A 21,978-nucleotide genomic window follows, 5' to 3' on the forward strand; every position below is an offset into this window, starting at 1 on the left:
TCCTGTTTGAATCAGGCCGACGTGCGGGGAATGGTGTCGTCTTTACGCAGGGTGAAGATCTCGTAGCCCGTGGCGGTCACCACCAGGGTGTGTTCCCACTGCGCCGAGAGCTTGCGGTCCTTGGTGATGGCGGTCCAGCCGTCGCCCAGTACCTTGGTGTCGGCACGGCCCTGGTTGATCATCGGCTCGATGGTGAAGGTCATGCCTTCCTTGAGTTCCATGCCGGTACCGGCGCGGCCGTAGTGCAGGATCTGCGGCTCTTCGTGGAACACTTTGCCGATGCCGTGGCCACAGAATTCGCGAACCACCGAGAAGCCGTTCTTTTCAGCGTGCTTCTGGATCACTTCGCCGATATCGCCCAGGCGGCAGCCCGGCTTGACCAGTTCGATGGCCTTGTACATGCATTCCTGGGTGACCTGAGACAGGCGCTCGGCCCAGACCGGCACGTTGCCGACGTGGAACATGCGGCTGGTGTCGCCGTGGTAGCCATCCTTGATGACGGTCACGTCGATGTTCAGCGTGTCACCGTCCTTGAGCGGCTTGTCGCCGGGGATGCCGTGGCACACCACATGGTTGACCGAGGTGCAGATCGACTTGGGGAAGCCCTTGTAGTTGAGCGGCGCCGGGATCGCCTTCTGGACATTGACGATATAGTCGTGGCACAGGCGGTCGAGCGCTTCGGTGGTGACACCGGGCTTGACGTGCTCTTCGATCATCTCCAGGACTTCGGCGGCCAGGCGGCCGGCGATACGCATCTTTTCGATGTCTTCGGCGGTTTTGATGGTTACGGTCATTGCAGGCTCTCTACGGCGCTGGGGTGCGCGAATGAACTGAGGAAAGGCCGGATTCTACCAGAGCACTGCCCGCTCAGGCGGCTATGGTGCTGATACAGCCTTTATATAGAGGCATTCTGGCGCGATTGTGGCGCCGGTGCAAAAGCGCTGAAGGCCGATGTTATTTCGGGTTCCGTTTGCCCGCCTTCTGTGATATAAAATGCGCCGCTTTGCGGGGATAGCCCCGAAAGCTTAAACCCACACACGTGTCGACACGATGACCTGGGTGCCTCAGATCACAGATCCGGGGTTGGTCATTGGGATACGTGGAGGCCCAACCCGACTTATCAAGGAACTATCATGTCCCAAGTCAACATGCGCGATATGCTGAAGGCCGGTGTGCACTTCGGTCACCAAACCCGTTACTGGAACCCGAAAATGGGTAAGTACATTTTTGGCGCGCGCAACAAGATTCACATCATCAACCTTGAAAAAACCCTGCCAATGTTCAATGAGGCTCTGACCTTCGTAGAGCGTCTGGCCCAGGGCAAAAACAAGATTCTGTTCGTCGGCACCAAGCGTTCCGCTGGCAAGATCGTTGCTGAAGAAGCAGCACGTTGCGGTTCGCCGTACGTCGATCACCGCTGGTTGGGCGGCATGCTGACCAACTACAAAACCATCCGTGCTTCGATCAAGCGCCTGCGCGACCTGGAAACTCAGGCCGAAGATGGCACTTTCACCAAGCTGACCAAGAAAGAAGCGCTGATGCGCTCCCGTGATCTGGAAAAACTGGATCGCAGCCTGGGTGGTATCAAGGACATGGGCGGCCTGCCTGATGCCCTGTTCGTGATCGACGTTGACCACGAGCGCATCGCTATCACCGAAGCCAACAAGCTGGGCATCCCGGTCATCGGCGTTGTCGATACCAACAGCAGCCCAGAAGGCGTTGACTACATCATCCCAGGTAACGATGACGCTATCCGCGCTATCCAGCTGTACATGGGTTCGATGGCTGACGCCGTTATCCGTGGTCGTAACAACGTTGCCGGCGGCACCGAAGTTTACGCGGAAGAAGCAGCACCAGCTGCTGAGTAATTGACGCCTGGCGTCTACTCGGCACGCAAAAAGGGGGCTAGGCCCCCTTTTTGCCACCTTGAAATCCTCTTGTCAGCATCGCCGTTGCAACCTTGTCAGGGCATGAGTGCTGGTGAGTGGATTTACAGAATTGAACGCCCGTCAAGTATCGGGTGGAATGGTTGAAAACCTATCCAAGAGGAATTTGAAATGGCAGCAATTACTGCAGCGCTGGTCAAAGAACTGCGTGAGCGTACTGGCGAAGGCATGATGGATTGCAAAAAGGCCCTGGAAAAGGCCGGCGGCGACATCGAAAAAGCCATTGACGACATGCGCGCTTCGGGCGCCATCAAGGCCGCTAAAAAGGCTGGCAACGTTGCCGCTGAAGGCGCTATCGCCATCAAGGCTGACGACACCTCTGCCGTCCTGCTGGAAGTTAACTCGCAGACCGACTTCCTGGCTCTGCAAGACGACTTCAAAAACTTCGTGGCTGAAAGCGTTGAACAAGCTTTCGCCGAGAAGCTGACCGACGCCGCTCCGCTGATCGCTGCTCGCGAATCGGCTCGTGAAGCACTGGTTGCCAAAGTAGGCGAAAACGTCAACATCCGTCGCCTGGTGCGCGTTGAGGGTGACGTTGTCGGTACCTACCTGCACGGTAACAAGATCGGTGTTGCTGTTGTCCTGAAGGGCGGCGACGTCCAGCTGGCCAAAGAAATCGCCATGCACGTGGCTGCAAGCAACCCAGAGTTCCTGCTGCCATCGGAAGTTTCGGCCGAAGCGATCGAGCGTGAGAAGAACGTCTTCCTGACCCTGAACGAAGAGAAGATCAAGGGCAAGCCTGAGAACATCGTCGAGAACATGGTCAAAGGCCGTATCTCGAAGTTCCTGGCCGAAGCCAGCCTGGTCGAGCAAGCGTTCGTCATGAACCCGGAAATCAAGGTCGGTGAACTGGCCAAGAAAGCCGGCGCTGAAATCGTTTCCTTCACCTACTTCAAAGTAGGCGAAGGCATCGAGAAGCCAGTCGACAACTTCGCTGAAGAAGTTGCTGCGCAACTGGCTGCTGCCAAGCAGTAAGACAGAGTCAAATCTGTCGCCCCGAAGAGGCTGCCCGCTCACGCGCGCAGCCTCTTTGTCAAAGCGGGAGCGGTTTACGAGACCGCCTTTCGCTGGCGCAGTCGCTGCGCCACGCTTAGAGTTACGCGCAGGCTGAAAACAGCCCCGCAAGATTTTTACAAACGCCGCAGGAGAGATTCGCAATGGCTCAGCAGGGCAGTGGTTATCAAGCTCGCTATAAACGCATTCTACTCAAACTGAGCGGCGAGGCCCTGATGGGCTCGGAAGAATTCGGGATCGACCCCAAGGTCCTGGATCGCATGGCGCTGGAAGTCGGCCAGCTGGTCGGCATCGGTGTTCAAGTAGGCCTGGTGATCGGTGGTGGCAACCTGTTCCGTGGGGCGGCGCTCAGTGCAGCCGGCATGGATCGCGTCACTGGCGACCACATGGGTATGCTGGCCACCGTCATGAACGCTCTTGCCATGCGTGATGCGCTGGAACGCGCGAATATCACCGCTATCGTCATGTCGGCAATTTCCATGGTAGGCGTGACCGATCACTACGATCGCCGCAAAGCCATGCGCCACCTGAACGCCAAAGAAGTTGTAATCTTCGCTGCCGGCACCGGCAACCCGTTCTTCACCACCGACTCCGCCGCTTGCCTGCGCGCCATCGAAATCGATGCCGACGTGGTATTGAAGGCAACCAAGGTCGATGGTGTATACACTGCAGATCCATTCAAAGACCCGCATGCCGAGAAGTTCGATCATCTGACCTACGATGAAGTGCTGGATCGCAAGCTGGGCGTGATGGACCTGACGGCAATCTGCCTGTGCCGCGACCACAAGATGCCGCTGCGCGTCTTCAACATGAACAAGCCTGGCGCCCTGCTGAACATCGTGCATGGCGGCGCTGAAGGAACTCTGATCGAGGAAGTTCAAAAATGATCAACGAAATCAAGAAAGACGCCCAAGAGCGTATGCAGAAATCGCTGGAGTCCCTGGCGCAGGCATTCAGCCGTATTCGTACCGGCGCGGCCAACCCGCAGATCCTGGCTGGCGTTCAAGTGCCTTACTACGGTGCCGACACCCCGATCAACCAGGTTGCCAACGTCACTGTCAAGGACGCCCGCACACTGCAAGTCGTTGCCTTCGAGCGCAACATGCTGGCTGCGGTAGAGAAAGCCATCCTCAACTCGGGCCTGGGTTTCAACCCGACCAACCTGGGTGAGCTGCTGCTGATCTCGATGCCGGCACTGACGGAAGAAACCCGTAAAGGTTTCACCAAGCAAGCCCGTGATGCCGCCGAAGATGGCCGCATTGCCGTGCGTAACATCCGTCGTGACGCGTTGAGCCAGCTCAAAGACCTGGTCAAAGAGAAAGAAATCAGCGAAGACGAAGAGCGTCGCGCCGCTGACGACATCCAGAAGCTGACCGACAAGTTCGTGGCTGACATCGAAGTTGCTGTGAAGCAGAAAGAAAAGGACCTGATGGCCGTTTAAGGGTCGGGACTTTTTGATGGAAAAGACCAAGCAGGGTGTGTCCCCATCGGTGCCGCGCCATGTCGCGATCATCATGGATGGGAATAATCGCTGGGCGAAAAAGCGCCTGTTGCCCGGTGTAGCCGGGCATAAGGCAGGCGTGGATGCGGTGCGCGCGGTCATCGAGGTGTGCGCCGAAGCCAAGGTCGAGGTGCTGACCCTGTTCGCCTTCTCCAGCGAAAACTGGCAACGACCGGCCGAAGAGGTCGGTGCGTTGATGGAGCTGTTCTTCTCGGCCTTGCGCCGGGAAGCCAAGCGCCTCAACGACAACAACATCAGCCTGCGCATCATCGGTGATCGCTCACGCTTTCACCCGGAGTTGCAGGCTGCCATGCGTGAGGCCGAGGCGCTGACCGCAGGCAACAACCGCTTTATCCTGCAAATCGCCGCCAACTACGGCGGACAATGGGATATTGCCCAGGCCGCCCAGCGCCTGGCGCGCGAAGTTCAGGCCGGTCACCTGCGTCCTGAAGACATCACCCCGGAACTGTTGCAAACCTGTCTGGCTACTGGCGATCTGCCGTTGCCTGACCTGTGTATCCGTACCGGTGGCGAGCATCGCATCAGCAACTTCCTGTTGTGGCAGCTGGCCTACGCCGAGCTGTACTTCTCCGACCTGTTCTGGCCGGACTTCAAACACGAGGCCATGCGCAAAGCGCTGGCCGATTACGCTTCGCGCCAGCGCCGCTTCGGGAAAACCAGCGAGCAGGTCGAGGCTGGAGCCCGTGCTTAATGCTTAAACTACGCATCATCACTGCGCTGATCCTGCTACCGATTGCCCTGGGCGGCTTCTTTCTCCTCGATGGAGGGGATTTCGCCCTGTTCATCGGGTTGGTGGTGAGCCTCGGTGCCTGGGAGTGGGCGCGTCTGGCAGGTCTGGCCGCTCAAGCGTTTCGTGTTGCCTACGCCGCCGTCGTGGCCGGGTTGCTCATGCTGCTCTACCTGATGCCGGACCTTGCACCCTGGGTGCTGGGCGCTTCGGTATTGTGGTGGGCGGGAGCCACCTGGCTGGTGCTGACCTACCCACGTACCAGTGAGCTGTGGTCCAGCGTTGCCTGTCGGCTGTTGATCGGTCTCCTGATCCTTTTGCCGGCCTGGCAGGGCCTGGTGCTGCTCAAGCACTGGCCGCTGGGTAACTGGCTGATCATGGCGGTCATGGTGCTGGTCTGGGGTGCAGATATTGGCGCCTACTTTTCCGGCCGGGCCTTTGGCAAGCGCAAGCTGGCGCCGCAGGTCAGTCCGGGCAAGAGCTGGGAAGGCGTCTACGGCGGTCTGGCGCTGAGCCTGGTGATCACCGCAGTCGTTGGCGTGAGTCGCGACTGGAGTTTCGGCGAGCTGGTGCTTGGCTTGCTGGGCGCTGCTGTCGTGGTGTTGGTGTCGGTGGTCGGTGACCTGACCGAAAGCATGTTCAAGCGTCGCTCCGGGATCAAGGACAGCAGCAATCTGCTGCCGGGTCACGGTGGCGTACTGGATCGTATCGACAGCCTGACCGCGGCCATTCCGCTGTTTGCCGTGCTGCTCTGGGCAGCCAACTGGGGCGTGATGTGAGCGGCGTGCAACGTATTACCGTGCTGGGAGCTACCGGCTCCATCGGCATGAGCACCCTGGATGTCATCGGGCGTCATCCCGACCGCTACCAGGTGTTTGCGCTGAGCGGCTATTCGCGGCTCCAGGAATTGCTTGCGCTTTGCCTGCGCCATACGCCGACCTTTGCCGTGGTGCCCAGCGCCGAGGCGGCGCAGCAGTTGCGCGAAGGCCTGGCGGCGGCCGGATCGGCCACCGAAGTGCTCGAAGGCGAAGCCGGGTTGTGCCAGGTCGCTTCGGCGCCCGAGGTCGATACGGTGATGGCGGCCATTGTGGGGGCGGCGGGCTTGCGTCCGACCTTGGCGGCGGTTGAGGCCGGCAAGAAGGTCCTGCTGGCCAACAAGGAAGCCTTGGTGATGTCCGGTGCGCTGTTCATGCAGGCGGTGCAGCGCAGTGGCGCCGTGCTGTTGCCCATCGACAGCGAGCACAATGCGATTTTCCAATGTTTGCCAGGTGACTATGCGCGTGGCCTGTCTCAGGTCGGTGTGCGGCGAATCCTGTTGACCGCCTCGGGTGGGCCGTTTCGCGAAACGCCATTGTCGGCGCTGGCCGAGGTCAGTCCGGAGCAGGCCTGTGCTCACCCTAACTGGTCGATGGGCCGCAAGATCTCGGTCGACTCGGCAAGCATGATGAACAAGGGCCTGGAGCTGATCGAGGCCTGCTGGTTGTTCGATGCGCGGCCAAGCCAGGTTGAAGTGGTGGTGCACCCCCAGAGTGTCATTCACTCGCTGGTGGATTACGTCGATGGTTCGGTGCTGGCCCAGTTGGGCAACCCGGACATGCGCACGCCGATCGCCAATGCGCTGGCCTGGCCGCAGCGGATCGACTCCGGCGTCGCGCCACTGGACCTGTTTGCCATTGCGCGTCTGGATTTCCAGGCGCCCGATGAGCAGCGGTTCCCGTGCTTGCGCCTGGCGCGCCAGGCTGCTGAGGCGGGCAACAGTGCGCCGGCGATGCTCAATGCGGCCAACGAAGTGGCTGTGGAGGCATTTCTCCAGCGACGCATCCGCTTCCCGGAGATCGCGAGTATGATCGAACAAGTGCTTGATCAGGAGCCGGTCGTGGCGGTGCAGACGCTCGATGCGGTGTTTGCTGCCGACCAGCGCGCACGGCAGCTGGCGGGGCAATGGTTGAGTCATCACGGGCGCTGAGGCCGGGCGCACTGCGTCGGGCCCGGCTGCGCTGAACGTCATTCGGAGAAAGATATGAGTGCGCTCTACATGATTATCGGCACCCTGGTGGCATTGGGTGTGCTGGTTACCTTTCACGAATTCGGTCACTTCTGGGTGGCCCGGCGTTGTGGTGTCAAGGTCCTGCGTTTTTCCGTCGGTTTCGGCATGCCGTTGCTGCGCTGGCATGACCGCCACGGCACCGAGTTCGTGGTCGCGGCCATTCCCCTGGGTGGCTACGTCAAGATGCTCGATGAGCGTGAAGGTGACGTGCCGCCAGAGCAGGCAGAGCAATCCTTCAATCGCAAATCGGTACGCCAGCGCATCGCGATCGTCGCGGCGGGGCCGATTGCCAACTTCCTCCTCGCCATTTTGTTCTTCTGGGTCCTGGCAATGCTTGGCACCCAGCAGGAGCGCCCTGTCATTGGCGGGGTAGAGGCGGGCAGTGTGGCGGAAGTGGCGGGCCTGAAGGCTGGCCAGGAAATCATGTCCATCGATGGCAAGCCGACCAGTGGCTGGGCCGCCGTCAACCTGCAACTGATTCGCCGCCTGGGCGAGAGTGGCCAGCTGCACATTAATGTGCGTGAAGAGGGGGCGACAGTCGACAGCGCCCATGTGCTGACCCTCGATAACTGGCTCAAGGGCGCCGATGAGCCTGATCCGATCCGCTCCCTGGGGCTGCGCCTGTGGCGCCCGGCGTTGCCACCGGTGCTGGCGGAGCTCGATCCGAAGGGGCCTGCCAAGGCCGCAGGCCTGCAAACTGGCGATCGCTTGCTGAGCCTGGATGGAAAAGCCTTGAACGATTGGCAGCAAGTGGTCGATACCGTGCGCGGACGTGCCGGTAGCAAGATCGTGCTGCAGGTCGAGCGTGACGGCGCCACCCTGGACATTTCGGTTACCCTGGCCACCCGTGGCGAAGGTAAATCGGCCAGTGGTTACCTGGGGGCAGGGGTGAAGCCGGTGAAGTGGCCCGATGCCATGCTCCGCGAGGTCAGCTATGGACCGTTGGAGGCTGTTGGCGAGGGGGTTTCGCGGACCTGGAACATGAGCGTCCTGACCCTCGAATCCTTGAAGAAAATGCTGTTCGGCGAGCTCTCGGTAAAAAACTTGAGCGGACCGATAACCATTGCTAAAGTGGCGGGCGCTTCGGCCCAGTCGGGTGTTGGAGATTTCCTGAATTTCCTCGCCTACCTGAGCATTAGCCTGGGGGTTCTTAATTTGCTGCCCATTCCTGTACTGGATGGGGGGCATTTGCTGTTCTACCTGATCGAGTGGGCGCGTGGTCGCCCGCTCTCGGATCGGGTGCAAGGTTGGGGGATTCAAATCGGTATCAGTTTGGTAGTCGGGGTGATGTTGCTTGCCCTGATAAACGATTTGGGTCGACTGTAAAGCTTCGCTCAATTGCGAACCTGCCGCGTCCCGCGGCGGGTCGTTTATTGCCAGTTGGAATAAGAAAGGACTTCATGAAACGTCTGCTGCTAACTGCGGTTCTCGCCGTACTGATGATCGCTGAAGTTCACGCCGAGTCCTTCACCATCTCCGATATTCGTGTCAATGGTCTGCAGCGGGTTTCCGCGGGCAGCGTTTTCGGCGCTTTGCCATTGAACGTCGGGGATGAGGCCGATGACCGTCGCCTGGTGGAATCCACCCGTGCGTTGTTCAAGACCGGTTTCTTCCAGGATATCCAACTGGGCCGTGACGGTAACGTCCTGATCATTACCGTGGTCGAGCGTCCTTCGGTGTCCAGCATCGAAATCGAAGGCAACAAGGCCATCAGCACTGAAGACCTGATGAAAGGTCTGAAGCAGTCGGGTCTGTCCGAAGGCGAAATCTTCCAGCGCGCCACCCTCGAAGGTGTGCGTAACGAACTGCAGCGCCAGTACGTTGCCCAGGGCCGCTACTCGGCCGAGGTCGAGACTGAAGTGGTGCCGCAGCCGCGCAATCGCGTCGGCCTGAAGATCAAGATCAACGAAGGCACCGTCGCTGCCATCCAGCACATCAACGTGGTCGGCAACACCGTCTTTCCGGACGAAGACCTGATCGGCCTGTTCGAGCTCAAGACCACCAACTGGCTGTCGTTCTTCAAGAACGATGACAAGTACGCCCGTGAAAAACTCTCCGGCGACCTTGAGCGTCTGCGTTCCTACTACCTGGACCGCGGCTACATCAACATGGACATCGCCTCTACCCAGGTATCCATTACCCCGGACAAGAAGCACGTCTACATCACGGTCAACGTCAACGAAGGCGAGAAGTACACCGTTCGCGACGTCAAGCTCTCTGGTGACCTCAAGGTGCCGGAAGACCAGGTCAAGTCGCTGATGCTGGTGCAGCCAGGCCAGGTGTTCTCGCGCAAAGTGATGACCACCACCTCCGAGCTGATCACCCGCCGCCTGGGTAACGAGGGCTATACCTTCGCCAACGTCAACGGCGTGCCTCAGCCAAACGACCAGGATCACACTGTCGATATCACCTTCGTGGTCGACCCGGGCAAGCGTGCCTACGTCAACCGAATCAACTTCCGTGGCAACACCAAGTCCGAAGACGAAGTGCTGCGCCGCGAAATGCGTCAGATGGAAGGTGGCTGGGCATCGACTTACCTGATCGACCAGTCCAAGACCCGTTTGGAGCGCCTGGGCTTCTTCAAGGAAGTCAACGTCGAGACTCCGGCTGTTCCGGGTACCGACGACCAGGTCGACGTCAACTACAGCGTCGAGGAGCAAGCCTCCGGTTCGATCACCGCCAGCGTTGGTTTCGCCCAGAGCGCAGGCCTGATCCTGGGTGGTTCGATCAGCCAGACCAACTTCCTGGGTACCGGTAACAAGGTGTCCATCGGCCTGACCCGAAGCGAATACCAGAGCCGCTACAACTTCGGCTTCGTCGACCCCTACTGGACTGCCGATGGTGTCAGCCTGGGTTACAACGCCTTCTATCGCACCACCGACTACGATGACCTTGATGTCGACGTGGCCAGCTATGCGGTAGACAGCCTCGGTGCCGGTGTCAGCGTCGGCTACCCGATCAGTGAAACTTCGCGTCTGACCTTCGGTCTGACCGTGCAGCAGGACGAAATCAAGACGGGCAAGTACACCGTTGACGAGATCTTCGACTTCGTTAACGAAGAGGGTGACAAATACCTGAACTTCAAGGCCTCGGCCGGTTGGTCCGAGTCGACCCTGAACAAGGGTGTGCTGGCGACCCGTGGTCACTCCCAGAGCCTGGTGCTCGAAGCGACCACGCCAGGCAGCGACCTGTCGTTCTTCAAGCTCGACTACCGTGGCCAGCTGTTCAAGCCGATCACCAACGACTACACCCTGCGCCTGCACACCGAGCTGGGCTATGGTGATGGTTTCGGTGGCACCTCGGGCCTGCCGTTCTATGAGAACTACTATGCCGGTGGTTTCAACTCGGTACGCGGTTTCAAGGACAGCAGCCTGGGTCCACGCAGTACCCCGAGCGACGGTCATAACCCGGGTACCATTGCCGACCCGGACCAGGATCCGCTGCCGTTCGGTGGTAACGTTCTCGTCCAGGGTGGTGTAGAGCTGCTGTTCCCACTGCCGTTCGTCAAGGACCAGCGTTCGCTGCGTACCTCGGTCTTCTGGGATGTGGGTAACGTGTTCGACACCAACTGCGGTTCCAAACCTGATTGCGAGGATGTCGGCCTGTCGGGGCTGGCCAGTTCCGTAGGTCTGGGTGTTACCTGGATCACTGCGCTGGGTCCGTTGAGCTTCAGCCTGGCGATGCCGGTCAAGAAGCCGGACGAAGCCGATACCCAGGTGTTCCAATTCTCTCTGGGCCAGACCTTCTAAGGTCTGCCCCTTGCTAACAACGGATTCTGTAGGAGTGCATCGTGCGTAAGTTGACCCAACTGGCAGTACTGGCTGCGGCCCTGGTCGCAACCCCGGCTTTCGCCGAAATGAAAATTGCCGTACTGAACTATCAGATGGCCCTGCTTGAGTCGGACGCGGCCAAGAAGTACGCCGTCGATGCCGAGAAGAAGTTCGGTCCGCAACTGACCAAGCTGAAGAACCTGGAAAGCAGTGCCAAGGGCATCGCCGACCGCATTCGTGCCGGTGGCGACAAAATGGCCCAGCCAGAGCGTGAGCGTCTGGAGCTTGAATACAAGCAGAAAGCCCGTGACTTCCAGTTCCAGTCCAAGGAACTGAACGAGTCCAAGGCCGTGGCTGACCGCGAAATGCTCAAGCAGCTGAAGCCGAAACTCGACGGCGCTGTTGAAGAAGTCATCAAGAAAGGCGGTTTTGATCTGGTTCTCGAGCGTGGCGCGGTCATTGATGTCAAGCCTCAGTACGACATCACCCGCCAGGTCATCGAGCGCATGAATCAGTCCCGTTGAGTATGACCGTGACTATGAAACTCGGTCAGTTGGCCGAGTTCCTCGGGGCTACCTTGAGTGGCCCCGCGGAGCTGGAAATTACCGGCCTGGCAACCCTTCAGGAAGCCGGGCCGGGTCAGTTGAGCTTCCTCGCCAATCCGCAGTACCGCAAGTACCTCGGCGATAGCCATGCGGCCGCCGTGCTGCTCAAGGCTGCCGATGCCGAAGGTTTTGCCGGTCATGCGCTGATCGTTGCCGATCCGTACCTTGCCTACGCACGCATCTCCCACCTGTTCGATCCAAAGCCCAGGGCTGTAGCGGGAATTCATCCCAGCGCCGTGGTTGCCAGTGATGCCCAGGTGGATGCCAGTGCTAGCGTTGGTGCCTTTGCGGTGATCGAGAGCGGTGCGCAGATCGGTCCGGGTGTGGCTATCGGTGCCCAGTGCTTCATCGGCGCGCGCTGCGTGATCGGAGAGGGCGGCTGGTTGGCACCGCGGGTAACCCTGTACCACGATGTGCGCATCGGCAAGCGCGTGGTGATCCAGTCGGGCGCGGTGATCGGCGGCGAAGGCTTCGGCTTTGCCAACGAGAAAGGCGTCTGGCAGAAGATCGCCCAGATTGGCGGCGTGAGCATCGGCGATGATGTCGAGATCGGCGTAAACACCGCGGTAGACCGTGGTGCCCTGGCCGACACCAGGATCGGAGACGGGGTCAAGCTCGACAACCAGATCCAGATCGCCCATAACGTACAGATTGGCGATCACACGGCCATGGCCGCGTGTGTCGGTATTTCCGGCAGTACCAAGATCGGCAAGCATTGCACCATCGCCGGCGGTGTCGGCATGGTAGGGCATATCGATGTCTGTGATGGTGTGTTCGTATCCGGCATGACCATGGTCACCCGCTCGATTACCGAGCCAGGAGCCTATTCTTCCGGTACGGCGATGCAGACACTGGGCGAGTGGCGTAAAAGTGCCGCCCGGATTCGTCAACTCGACGAGATGGCCAAACGGCTCCAACAGCTGGAAAAGCGTGTCGAGGCCGTGACCTCAGGCAGCCAGTCTTCATCTGAAGGCTGATACCATTTCCTGATCGAGAGTGAATAGCCGCAGGCTGACTCTTTGATTTTGCAAAAGGAGCGCCTGGCGAATACGGGCGCTCCCTATCTTTACTACAGGCTTCCCCCCGAAATGATGGACATCAACGAGATTCGCGAATACCTGCCTCACCGTTACCCGTTCCTGCTGGTGGACCGTGTAGCGGAGCTGGACGTCGAGGCCAAGCGCATTCGTGCCTACAAGAATGTCAGCATCAACGAACCCTTCTTCAACGGTCACTTCCCGGCGCACCCGATCATGCCGGGTGTTCTGATCATTGAAGCGATGGCTCAGGCAGCCGGTATCCTTGGCTTCAAGATGCTCGATGTGAAGCCGGCCGATGGCACCCTTTACTACTTCGTTGGCTCCGACAAGCTACGCTTTCGTCAGCCTGTGTTGCCGGGTGACCAACTGATTCTCGAAGCCAAGTTCATCAGCTGCAAGCGCCAGATCTGGAAATTCGAGTGCCAGGCGTCGGTCGACGGCAAGCCAGTATGCTCGGCCGAGATCATCTGCGCGGAACGTAAACTATGAGTTTGATTGACCCTCGGGCAATCATCGATCCATCGGCGAAGATCGCCGACGGCGTCGAGGTCGGCCCTTGGTCTATCATCGGTGCCGGGGTTGAGATCGGCGAGGGGACCGTCATTGGTCCGCACGTGATTCTCAAAGGCCCGACCCGTATTGGTAAGCACAACCGCATCTACCAGTTCTCCTCGGTAGGTGAAGACACCCCTGACCTCAAGTACAAGGGTGAGGCCACGCGCCTGGTGATTGGTGATCACAATGTGATTCGCGAAGGCGTGACTATCCACCGTGGCACCGTGCAAGACCGCTCGGAAACCACGTTGGGTGATCACAACCTGATCATGGCCTATGCCCACATCGGTCACGACAGCGTCATAGGCAATCATTGCATCCTGGTCAACAACACGGCGCTGGCAGGTCATGTACACGTTGACGACTGGGCGATCCTGTCCGGTTTCACCCTCGTGCATCAGTTCTGCCATATCGGCGCGCACAGCTTTTCCGGCATGGGCACGGCGATCGGCAAGGATGTTCCGGCCTATGTCACTGTGTTCGGTAATCCGGCCGAAGCCCGCAGCATGAACTTCGAGGGCATGCGTCGCCGCGGTTTCAGCGAAGATGCCATTCATGCCCTGCGTCGCGCCTACAAGGTGGTTTACCGCCAGGGCCTGACGGTCGAGCAAGCGATTGCCGAACTGGCGGAGCCTGCGACCCAATTCCCTGAAGTCGACGTGTTCCTCAAGTCGATCCAGAACTCCACCCGCGGCATCACCCGCTGATATGGCTGAACTCTGTGTAGCGCTGGTGGCGGGTGAGGCCAGCGGTGACATTCTGGGTGCCGGGTTGATGCGCGCGCTTAAGGCGCGCCATCCTCAGGTGCGCTTCATTGGTGTCGGTGGCCCGCTGATGCAGGCCGAGGGCCTGGTCTCCTACTTCCCCATGGAGCGTCTTGCGGTCATGGGCCTGGTCGAAGTGCTCGGGCGCCTGCGTGAGCTGCTCAAACGGCGCAAGGCGCTGATCCAGACATTGATCGACGCATGTCCAGACGTGTTCATCGGTATCGATGCCCCGGATTTTACCCTCAACATCGAATTGAACCTGCGCAAGGCCGGGATCAAGACCGTGCATTACGTCAGCCCGTCGGTCTGGGCCTGGCGGCAGAAGCGCGTGCTGAAGATCCGTGAAGGCTGCGACCTGGTACTGACACTGTTCCCTTACGAAGCCAGGTTCTACGAAGAGAAGGGTGTGCCGGTGCGTTTTGTCGGCCATCCGCTGGCCGACAGCATTCCGCTCCAGGCCGACCGGGCTCAGGCCCGTGAACAGCTTGGGCTGGGCGACGGGCCCTTGGTGGCCTTGATGCCAGGCAGTCGTGGCGGTGAAGTGGGGCGTTTGGGGGCTTTGTTTCTCGATGCTGCGCAGCGGTTGCAAACACTGGTGCCTGGTGTTCGCTTCGTCTCGCCTTGCGCCAATGCTGAGCGTCGCGCGCAGCTTGAGCAAATGATGGCAGGCCGCGATCTGCCCCTGACCTTGCTCGACGGTCGCTCCCACGAGGCCCTGGCGGCCTGTGACGCGGTGCTGATCGCCTCCGGTACTGCCACCCTGGAAGCGTTGCTGTTCAAGCGCCCGATGGTGGTTGCCTATCGCATGGCGCCGCTGACTTACTGGATTCTTAAACGACTGGTCAAAAGCCCTTACGTCTCCCTGCCCAACCTGCTGGCCCAGCGAATGCTGGTGCCTGAGTTGCTGCAGGAAGCTGCCACCGCCGAAGTACTGGCCCAGACCCTGGCGCCATTGGTGGAAGGTGGCGAGCAGCAGACCGAAAGCTTTGACCAGATTCACCGTACCCTGCGCCGCGATGCCTCCAACCAGGCAGCTGACGCGGTGCTGGCCTTGCTGGAAACCCGATAGATGCAAATGGGACTGGACTTCACCCTGGTCGAAGACCTGGTGGCCGGGGTCGACGAAGTCGGCCGTGGGCCGTTGTGCGGCGCGGTGGTGACCGCTGCCGTGATTCTCGATCCGCAGCGACCCATTCTTGGTCTGAACGACTCGAAGAAGCTCACCGAGGCCCGTCGCGAGAAGCTGTTCGACGAAATCTGCGAAAAAGCCCTGAGCTTCTGCATTGCGCGCGCCGAAGTCGAAGAAATCGACGAACTGAACATTCTGCATGCCACCATGTTGGCCATGCAGCGGGCCGTCGAAGGCCTGAGCATCACGCCAAAACTGGCCCTGATCGACGGCAATCGCTGCCCCAAGCTGTCGGTTCCGGCTGAGCCGGTGATCAAGGGCGATAGCCAGGTGCCGGCCATTGCTGCCGCGTCGATCCTGGCCAAGGTCACCCGTGACCGTGAAATGGCCGCCTTTGAGCTGATGTACCCAGGCTACGGCATTGGCGGGCACAAGGGGTATCCGACCCCGGTGCATCTCGAAGCCTTGGCACGCCTGGGGCCGACGCCGATTCATCGGCGCTCCTTCGCGCCTGTGCGCGCCGCTTATGAAGCCCGAGAGGCCCTGGGTAGCGAGTTCGCCGGGGCCTGATGGCTTGGGACAGGTATCAGCAGCCCTGCGCTGGCTGATGTTTTGATCAAGGCCCGGTACAATCCGGGCCTTGTTGTTTTGTGCTGCTATAGGATCATCATGTCGGCTTCTTTCGTTCATCTTCGCCTGCACACCGAATACTCGCTGGTCGATGGCCTGGTGCGGATCAAGCCGCTGGCCAAGGCGCTGGCCGCGATGAACATGCCGGCCGTAGCGGTCACCGACCAGAGCAACATGTGCTCGCTGGTCAAGTTCTACAAGAACGCCATGGGCGCCGGCATCAAGCCGATCTGCGGAGCCGACCTGTGGTTGAGCAACGGCGACCCGGATGCCCCGTTGGCGCGCATCTGCTTCCTGGCCATGGACCCGAAGGGTTATCGCAACCTGACCGAGTTGATCTCGCGGGGCTGGGTCGATGGACAGCGCAACGGCCTGGTGATCATCGAGCGTGACTGGATTGCCCCGGCCAGCGAGGGTTTGATTGCCCTGTCGGCTGCCAAGGAGGGTGATATCGGTATCGCCCTGCTCAACGGCAACCCCGATGAGGCCGAGGCCTTGCTGCGCGACTGGATGGCGATGTTCCCCGATCGTTTCTATGTCGAAGTACAGCGTACCAACCGCACAGGCGACGAAGAGTACCTGCATGCGGCAGTGGCGCTTGCCGACAAGCTGGGTGCGCCGCTGGTCGCGACCAACGATGTGCGCTTCATCAAGCAGTCGGACTACGACGCCCACGAGACCCGTGTGTGCATCGGTGAAGGTCGTGCCCTGGATGACCCGCGGCGTTCGCGTAACTACAGCGACCAGCAGTACCTCAAAAGCCCGGAAGAAATGGCCGAGCTGTTCAGCGACCTGCCCGATGCGGTGGCAAACACCGTCGAAATCGCCAAGCGCTGCAACATCCAGGTTCAATTGGGCAAGCACTTCCTGCCGGACTTCCCCACGCCAAACGGCATGGGCATCGACGATTACCTGCGGCATGTGTCCCACGAAGGCCTGGAAGAGCGCCTGGCGGTGCTCTGGCCGAAAGAGACCACGCCCAACTATGAAGAAAAACGCCAGGTCTACCTCGACCGCCTGAAGTTCGAGCTGGATATCATCATCCAGATGGGTTTCCCCGGTTACTTCCTGATCGTTATGGACTTCATCAAGTGGGCCAAGAACAACGGCGTGCCAGTGGGCCCGGGCCGGGGTTCGGGTGCCGGCTCGCTGGTGGCCTATGTACTGAAGATCACCGACCTCGATCCACTGGCCTATGACCTGCTGTTCGAGCGTTTCCTCAACCCCGAACGGGTTTCGATGCCCGACTTCGACGTCGACTTCTGCATGGACGGCCGCGACCGGGTGATCGAGTACGTGGCTGACGCTTACGGCCGTAACGCGGTCAGCCAGATCATCACCTTCGGCACCATGGCCGCCAAGGCGGTGGTGCGTGACGTTGCGCGCGTCCAGGGCAAGTCCTATGGCCTGGCCGACCGTCTGTCGAAGATGATCCCGTTTGAAGTCGGCATGACCCTGGAGAAGGCCTACGAGCAAGAGGAAATGCTCCGTGACTTCCTCAAGACCGACGAGGACGCCAAAGAAATCTGGGACATGGCGCTCAAGCTCGAAGGTGTCTGCCGTGGTACCGGTAAGCACGCCGGTGGCGTGGTAATCGCGCCAACCAAACTGACCGACTTTTCACCGATCGCCTGCGATGAAGAGGGCGGCGGCCTGGTGACCCAGTTCGACAAGGATGACGTCGAGGCGGCGGGCCTGGTGAAGTTCGACTTCCTCGGTCTGCGGACCTTGACCATCATCAAGTGGGCGATGGAGACCATCAACCGCGAACAGGCCAAGAAAGGCCTTGATGACCTGAACATCGACTTCATCCCGCTGGATGACAAGAAAACCTACGAACTGCTGCAAAAAGCCGAAACCACGGCGGTATTCCAGCTTGAATCGCGGGGCATGAAGGAGCTGATCAAAAAGCTCAAGCCCGACTGCCTTGAAGACCTCATCGCACTGGTGGCGCTGTTCCGTCCGGGCCCGTTGCAGTCCGGCATGGTGGATGACTTCATCAACCGCAAGCATGGTCGCGCAGAGCTGGCCTATCCGCACTCGGACTACCAGTACGAAGGCCTCAAGCCAGTATTGGCACCGACCTACGGCATCATCCTGTATCAGGAACAGGTGATGCAGATTGCCCAGGTCATGGCCGGCTACACCCTCGGCGGCGCCGACATGCTGCGTCGGGCAATGGGTAAGAAAAAGCCCGAGGAGATGGCCAAGCAGCGGGGCGGTTTCATCGAGGGTTGTGCCACCAACAACATCGACCCCGACCTGGCCGGTAACATCTTTGACCTGGTAGAAAAGTTCGCGGGATACGGCTTCAACAAATCCCACTCCGCCGCCTATGGCCTGGTCTCGTACCAGACTGCCTGGTTGAAAACCCACCATCCGGCGCCTTTCATGGCGGCGGTGCTGTCGGCGGATATGCACAACACCGACAAGGTCGTGACCTTGATCGAGGAAGTGCGCAGCATGAAGCTGCGCCTCGATGCGCCGGATGTGAATACCTCCGATTTCAAGTTCACCGTCAACGATGACGGTCGTATCGTGTATGGCCTGGGTGCCATCAAGGGCGTGGGCGAGGGCCCGGTCGAGGCTATCGTCGAGGCGCGGATGGCCGGGCCGTTCAAGGACCTGTTCGATTTCTGCGAGCGAGTCGACCTCAAGCGCATCAACAAGCGCACCCTCGATGCGCTGATCCGCAGTGGTGCGCTGGATCGCCTGGGGCCGTATTTCCATGACGAACTCAAGGCCTATCAGGCCAACATCGACCGCAATCGCGCGGTGTTGCTTGCGGCGATGGAAGAGGCGATCAAGGCGGCCGAACAAACCGCACGTACCGCTGACAGCGGTCATGCCGACTTGTTCGGTGGGCTGTTCGTCGAAGAAGATGCCGATGTCTATGCCAACCATCGCAAGGCTCGCGAGCTGACGCTCAAGGAGCGCCTGCGGGGCGAGAAGGACACGCTGGGCCTGTACCTCACCGGTCACCCGATCGACGAGTACGAAGGCGAGATCCGTCGGTTTGCCCGTCAGCGCATCATCGATCTGAAGCCTGCCCGTGATACCCAGACGGTGGCCGGCATGATCATCGCCCTGCGGGTGATGAAGAACAAAAAGGGCGACAAGATGGGCTTTGTCACCCTCGACGACCGCTCCGGGCGTATCGAGGCTTCACTGTTCGCCGACGCGTTCATGGCGGCCCAGGCGCTGCTGCAGACCGACGCAATGGTGGTGGTTGAGGGCGAGGTCAGCAACGATGACTTCTCCGGTGGCCTGCGGCTGCGGGTCAAGCGCGTGATGAGCATGGAAGATGCCCGCACCAACCTGGCCGAAAGCCTGCGCCTGAAGGTGCACAGCGATGCCCTCAAGGGCGATCGCTTGAACTGGCTGGGCGAGTTGTTCAAGCGTCATCGTGGCGCGTGCCCGATCACCATGGAATACACCGGCAGCGATGCCAAGGCCATGCTGCAGTTCGGCGAAGGTTGGCGAATCGACCCGGCCGATGGCCTGATTCAGGCGCTGCGTGACCAGTTCGGACGTGAGAACGTCTTTTTGCAATATCGATGAATTTTTAATCTCGACCTGAATGCGCCTGATCCCTTAAGGTAGGGCGCCAAACGGATCAACCGGCCGGCCGCCTGGCCGTAGACCCAAGACGGATGCCTATGAACCCGAATTTTCTGGATTTCGAACAGCCGATTGCTGACCTGCAAGCCAAGATCGAAGAGCTGCGCCTGGTGGGCAATGACAACTCGCTGAACATCGGCGATGAGATCGCCCGTCTGCAAGACAAGAGCAGCACCCTGACCGAAAGCATCTTCGGCAACCTGACCAGCTGGCAGATTGCCCGCTTGGCGCGTCACCCCCGTCGTCCGTACACCCTGGACTACATCGACCATATCTTCACCGAGTTCGACGAGCTGCACGGCGACCGTCACTTCTCCGACGACGCCGCGATCGTTGGCGGTATCGCCCGCCTGGACAACAAGCCGGTCATGGTTATCGGTCACCAGAAAGGCCGTGAGGTCCGCGAGAAGGTACGCCGCAACTTCGGTATGCCGCGTCCGGAAGGCTACCGCAAGGCTTGCCGCCTGATGGAAATGGCCGAACGTTTCAAGATGCCGATCCTGACCTTCATCGACACCCCGGGTGCTTACCCGGGCATCGACGCCGAAGAACGCAACCAGAGCGAAGCCATTGCCTGGAACCTGCGTGTCATGGCGCGCCTGAAAACCCCGATCATCGCCACTGTTATCGGTGAGGGTGGCTCTGGCGGCGCACTGGCCATTGGTGTGTGCGACCAGCTGAACATGCTGCAGTACTCCACCTATTCGGTGATTTCGCCGGAAGGTTGTGCCTCGATCCTGTGGAAGACCGCCGACAAGGCGTCCGACGCTGCTGAAGCAATGGGCATCACTGCAGAGCGTCTCAAGGGCCTGGGTATTGTCGACAAGGTGATTTCCGAGCCTCTGGGTGGTGCACACCGCGACCCGGCGAAAATGTCGGAAAGCATCCGTGGCGAGCTGATCGAGCAGTTGGCCATGCTCAAGAAGTTCGACAACGACGCACTGCTCAAGCGCCGTTATGACCGTCTGATGAGCTACGGGCTCTGATCTGACGCATTGGTGCGCTCATCGCGGGGCAAGCCCGCTCCCACACCCAGTAGGAGCGGGCTTGTCCCGCGATCGCCGATGATCGACATCACCAGCAAACTCTCCCCCTGGCTCCAAGCCCCCTCCTGGTGCGTCGCCCTCTCTGGCGGCCTGGACTCCACCGTCCTCCTGCACTTGCTTGTCCACGCCTCGCATCAACAAGCCCTCCCGCCCATTCGCGCGATTCACATCCATCACAGCCTGCAAGCCGCCGCTGACAGCTGGCCGGCTCATTGCCAGCGCCTGTGCGACGCCCTGGGGGTCAATCTGCAGGTTATCGAGGTCAAGGTCGCCCCAGGCGCGAGCCTTGAGCAGGGCGCGCGGGATGCTCGCTATGCTGCCTTCGCGCACTCCTTGCAAGCAGGCGAGGTCTTGCTGACCGGCCAGCACCGCGAAGACCAGGCGGAAACCCTGCTGTTTCGTTTGTTGCGTGGTGCGGGGGTTCGCGGCTTGGCGAGCATGCCGCAGGTCCGGGCGCTGGGGCAGGGGCTGCTGGTGCGGCCATTGCTAGATGTACCACGGCGGCTACTTGAGGCCTTTGCCCGCGAGCAGCAGTTGCAGTGGGTGGAAGACCCGTCCAACAGCGACACGCGGTTTTCTCGCAACTATCTGCGCCATGCGGTTTTCCCTGTCCTACAGCAGCGCTGGCCCCAGGTCGCGCAAAACCTGGCACGCAGCGCCGAGCATCTGGACGAGGCGCAAGGGTTGCTGGATGAACTGGCTGTTCAGGACCTTGCCCAGGCATCGACGCCAGGCGGCTTTGACTGGTTGACCCTGGCTTCGCTGGACCTGGCCGTGTTGCGAGGACTTTCGCCGGCTCGCCAGCGCAATGCATTGCAGTACTGGCTGGCCTCGCGCACGCGCTTGCCCGATGCTCGGCATTGGGTCGGTTGGGAAAGCCTGCGCGACGCAGCCGGGGATGGGCAGCCCTGCTGGCAACTGACCGACGGCGAGCTTCATCGCAGTCACAACCGTATCTGGTGGTTGGCCGACGACTGGCTCAAGACGCCGCAGGCGCAACGCTGGGATTGCCCGGATCAGGCGCTGGAGTTGGTCGGCAATGGCCGCGTGCAGTTGAGCGGCATCTTGCCGCAGGGGCCGTTGCACATTGCCTACCGCCAGGGTGGCGAGGCCTTGCAGGTTGCGGGCCGCGGCCGCCGAGACCTCAAGCGTTTGCTCAACGAACAACAGGTGCCGCCGTTCGTCCGCTCGCGCCTGCCGCTGCTTTACCGTGGCGATCAATTGTTGGCTGTGGCCAACCTGCCCAGCTTGAGTCAGGGCGAATGGCAATTGCACTGGTGTGTACCGACGAGCGAGCAAGGTTTGAGATGAAAGGCACATTCGGGTAGACTACGCTCCCTTCTTGATACAGCTTCTGTGGCTTCCCCGAAATCACAGCAGTTGCCGATTACCAAGCAGTTTTTTGCTGGGCGATTCTAAAAATGTTTAGCGAGCTCCTAACCGGGATTTCAACCCCTGGTGTGTCCAGACGCGGCAGTTTTTTAAGATGCACTGTAATTGACGCAGGTGATCGGGGGCTTCGGCCTTCCTTCGCTTTCCCCGGCGGCACTGACCGCTTT

At 60.2% G+C, this 21,978-nt stretch carries 19 protein-coding genes; 18 read left to right on the plus strand and 1 reads right to left on the minus strand.

What is annotated here, in order from left to right; translation table 11 throughout:
• Positions 1 to 11 precede the first annotated feature (11 nt).
• Positions 12 to 794, minus strand: a complete 783-nt coding sequence (gene map, locus U9R80_RS05985; protein ID WP_028942986.1) for a type I methionyl aminopeptidase — start codon at positions 792 to 794, stop codon at positions 12 to 14.
• A 339-nt stretch (positions 795 to 1,133) separates the two neighbouring features.
• Here map and rpsB point away from each other — a divergent pair, with 339 nt between their 5' ends.
• From rpsB to tilS, 18 genes are all read left to right on the plus strand, one after another.
• Positions 1,134 to 1,868, plus strand: a complete 735-nt coding sequence (gene rpsB, locus U9R80_RS05990; protein ID WP_273893268.1) for a 30S ribosomal protein S2 — start codon at positions 1,134 to 1,136, stop codon at positions 1,866 to 1,868.
• Positions 1,869 to 2,057: 189 nt separating this feature from the next.
• Positions 2,058 to 2,921 carry a translation elongation factor Ts gene (gene tsf / locus U9R80_RS05995; RefSeq protein ID WP_274117621.1) on the plus strand — a complete coding sequence of 288 codons (864 nt, stop codon included), beginning with the start codon at positions 2,058 to 2,060 and terminating at the stop codon, positions 2,919 to 2,921.
• A 182-nt stretch (positions 2,922 to 3,103) separates the two neighbouring features.
• Positions 3,104 to 3,847 (plus strand): UMP kinase, encoded by a 744-nt coding sequence (pyrH, locus tag U9R80_RS06000; RefSeq protein WP_016392310.1) that lies wholly within the window; start codon positions 3,104 to 3,106, stop codon positions 3,845 to 3,847.
• The gene (gene frr / locus U9R80_RS06005; protein ID WP_028942989.1) at positions 3,844 to 4,401 is read left to right on the plus strand and encodes a ribosome recycling factor; all 558 of its coding nucleotides are present in this window, start codon (positions 3,844 to 3,846) and stop codon (positions 4,399 to 4,401) included. The genes pyrH and frr overlap by 4 nt, the downstream gene beginning before the upstream one ends.
• 16 nt (positions 4,402 to 4,417) lie before the next feature.
• Positions 4,418 to 5,173, plus strand: a complete 756-nt coding sequence (gene uppS / locus U9R80_RS06010) for a polyprenyl diphosphate synthase (RefSeq protein ID WP_301837231.1) — start codon at positions 4,418 to 4,420, stop codon at positions 5,171 to 5,173.
• Positions 5,173 to 5,988 (plus strand): phosphatidate cytidylyltransferase, encoded by an 816-nt coding sequence (locus U9R80_RS06015; protein ID WP_301837230.1) that lies wholly within the window; start codon positions 5,173 to 5,175, stop codon positions 5,986 to 5,988. The genes uppS and U9R80_RS06015 overlap by 1 nt, the downstream gene beginning before the upstream one ends.
• Positions 5,985 to 7,175 (plus strand): 1-deoxy-D-xylulose-5-phosphate reductoisomerase, encoded by a 1,191-nt coding sequence (gene ispC, locus U9R80_RS06020; RefSeq protein ID WP_301837229.1) that lies wholly within the window; start codon positions 5,985 to 5,987, stop codon positions 7,173 to 7,175. Before U9R80_RS06015 ends, ispC begins: the two co-directional genes overlap by 4 nt.
• 54 nt (positions 7,176 to 7,229) lie before the next feature.
• A complete protein-coding gene (rseP, locus tag U9R80_RS06025) occupies positions 7,230 to 8,582 on the plus strand; it encodes an RIP metalloprotease RseP (protein WP_301837228.1) in 1,353 nt (450 codons plus the stop codon).
• A gap of 74 nt (positions 8,583 to 8,656) precedes the next feature.
• Positions 8,657 to 11,005 carry an outer membrane protein assembly factor BamA gene (gene bamA / locus U9R80_RS06030; protein ID WP_301837227.1) on the plus strand — a complete coding sequence of 783 codons (2,349 nt, stop codon included), beginning with the start codon at positions 8,657 to 8,659 and terminating at the stop codon, positions 11,003 to 11,005.
• Positions 11,006 to 11,046: 41 nt separating this feature from the next.
• The gene (locus tag U9R80_RS06035) at positions 11,047 to 11,550 is read left to right on the plus strand and encodes an OmpH family outer membrane protein (protein ID WP_010224837.1); all 504 of its coding nucleotides are present in this window, start codon (positions 11,047 to 11,049) and stop codon (positions 11,548 to 11,550) included.
• A gap of 2 nt (positions 11,551 to 11,552) precedes the next feature.
• Positions 11,553 to 12,608 carry a UDP-3-O-(3-hydroxymyristoyl)glucosamine N-acyltransferase gene (lpxD, locus tag U9R80_RS06040; RefSeq protein ID WP_442964939.1) on the plus strand — a complete coding sequence of 352 codons (1,056 nt, stop codon included), beginning with the start codon at positions 11,553 to 11,555 and terminating at the stop codon, positions 12,606 to 12,608.
• 111 nt (positions 12,609 to 12,719) lie between these two features.
• Positions 12,720 to 13,160 carry a 3-hydroxyacyl-ACP dehydratase FabZ gene (gene fabZ, locus U9R80_RS06045; protein ID WP_028942996.1) on the plus strand — a complete coding sequence of 147 codons (441 nt, stop codon included), beginning with the start codon at positions 12,720 to 12,722 and terminating at the stop codon, positions 13,158 to 13,160.
• Entirely contained in the window at positions 13,157 to 13,933 is a 777-nt protein-coding gene (lpxA, locus tag U9R80_RS06050) for an acyl-ACP--UDP-N-acetylglucosamine O-acyltransferase (RefSeq protein WP_301837225.1), read from the plus strand. The genes fabZ and lpxA overlap by 4 nt, the downstream gene beginning before the upstream one ends.
• Position 13,934: 1 nt before the next feature.
• Positions 13,935 to 15,062, plus strand: a complete 1,128-nt coding sequence (gene lpxB / locus U9R80_RS06055; protein WP_301837224.1) for a lipid-A-disaccharide synthase — start codon at positions 13,935 to 13,937, stop codon at positions 15,060 to 15,062.
• Positions 15,063 to 15,692, plus strand: coding sequence for a ribonuclease HII (gene rnhB / locus U9R80_RS06060; RefSeq protein WP_301837223.1), 630 nt, complete (start codon positions 15,063 to 15,065; stop codon positions 15,690 to 15,692).
• Between the two features lie 99 nt (positions 15,693 to 15,791).
• On the plus strand, positions 15,792 to 19,313 hold the full coding sequence (gene dnaE, locus U9R80_RS06065; protein WP_301837222.1) for a DNA polymerase III subunit alpha: 3,522 nt from the start codon (positions 15,792 to 15,794) through the stop codon (positions 19,311 to 19,313).
• A gap of 98 nt (positions 19,314 to 19,411) precedes the next feature.
• The gene (locus U9R80_RS06070; RefSeq protein ID WP_301837221.1) at positions 19,412 to 20,359 is read left to right on the plus strand and encodes an acetyl-CoA carboxylase carboxyltransferase subunit alpha; all 948 of its coding nucleotides are present in this window, start codon (positions 19,412 to 19,414) and stop codon (positions 20,357 to 20,359) included.
• A gap of 78 nt (positions 20,360 to 20,437) precedes the next feature.
• On the plus strand, positions 20,438 to 21,730 hold the full coding sequence (gene tilS, locus U9R80_RS06075; RefSeq protein ID WP_301837220.1) for a tRNA lysidine(34) synthetase TilS: 1,293 nt from the start codon (positions 20,438 to 20,440) through the stop codon (positions 21,728 to 21,730).
• Positions 21,731 to 21,978: the final 248 nt, after the last annotated feature.

The sequence above is a fragment of the Pseudomonas sp. JQ170C genome (assembly GCF_035581345.1).
GTDB lineage: Bacteria > Pseudomonadota > Gammaproteobacteria > Pseudomonadales > Pseudomonadaceae > Aquipseudomonas.

Bases quoted from the DNA above. Each gene is read 5' to 3' on its own strand.
- map (WP_028942986.1), bottom strand. From the start codon at position 794: ATGACCGTAACCATCAAAACCGCCGAAGACATCGAAAAGATGCGTATC.
- rpsB (WP_273893268.1), top strand. From the start codon at position 1,134: ATGTCCCAAGTCAACATGCGCGATATGCTGAAGGCCGGTGTGCACTTC.
- tsf (WP_274117621.1), top strand. From the start codon at position 2,058: ATGGCAGCAATTACTGCAGCGCTGGTCAAAGAACTGCGTGAGCGTACT.
- pyrH (WP_016392310.1), top strand. From the start codon at position 3,104: ATGGCTCAGCAGGGCAGTGGTTATCAAGCTCGCTATAAACGCATTCTA.
- frr (WP_028942989.1), top strand. From the start codon at position 3,844: ATGATCAACGAAATCAAGAAAGACGCCCAAGAGCGTATGCAGAAATCG.
- uppS (WP_301837231.1), top strand. From the start codon at position 4,418: ATGGAAAAGACCAAGCAGGGTGTGTCCCCATCGGTGCCGCGCCATGTC.
- U9R80_RS06015 (WP_301837230.1), top strand. From the start codon at position 5,173: ATGCTTAAACTACGCATCATCACTGCGCTGATCCTGCTACCGATTGCC.
- rseP (WP_301837228.1), top strand. From the start codon at position 7,230: ATGAGTGCGCTCTACATGATTATCGGCACCCTGGTGGCATTGGGTGTG.
- bamA (WP_301837227.1), top strand. From the start codon at position 8,657: ATGAAACGTCTGCTGCTAACTGCGGTTCTCGCCGTACTGATGATCGCT.
- lpxD (WP_442964939.1), top strand. From the start codon at position 11,553: ATGACCGTGACTATGAAACTCGGTCAGTTGGCCGAGTTCCTCGGGGCT.
- fabZ (WP_028942996.1), top strand. From the start codon at position 12,720: ATGATGGACATCAACGAGATTCGCGAATACCTGCCTCACCGTTACCCG.
- lpxA (WP_301837225.1), top strand. From the start codon at position 13,157: ATGAGTTTGATTGACCCTCGGGCAATCATCGATCCATCGGCGAAGATC.
- lpxB (WP_301837224.1), top strand. From the start codon at position 13,935: ATGGCTGAACTCTGTGTAGCGCTGGTGGCGGGTGAGGCCAGCGGTGAC.
- rnhB (WP_301837223.1), top strand. From the start codon at position 15,063: ATGCAAATGGGACTGGACTTCACCCTGGTCGAAGACCTGGTGGCCGGG.
- dnaE (WP_301837222.1), top strand. From the start codon at position 15,792: ATGTCGGCTTCTTTCGTTCATCTTCGCCTGCACACCGAATACTCGCTG.
- U9R80_RS06070 (WP_301837221.1), top strand. From the start codon at position 19,412: ATGAACCCGAATTTTCTGGATTTCGAACAGCCGATTGCTGACCTGCAA.
- tilS (WP_301837220.1), top strand. From the start codon at position 20,438: ATGATCGACATCACCAGCAAACTCTCCCCCTGGCTCCAAGCCCCCTCC.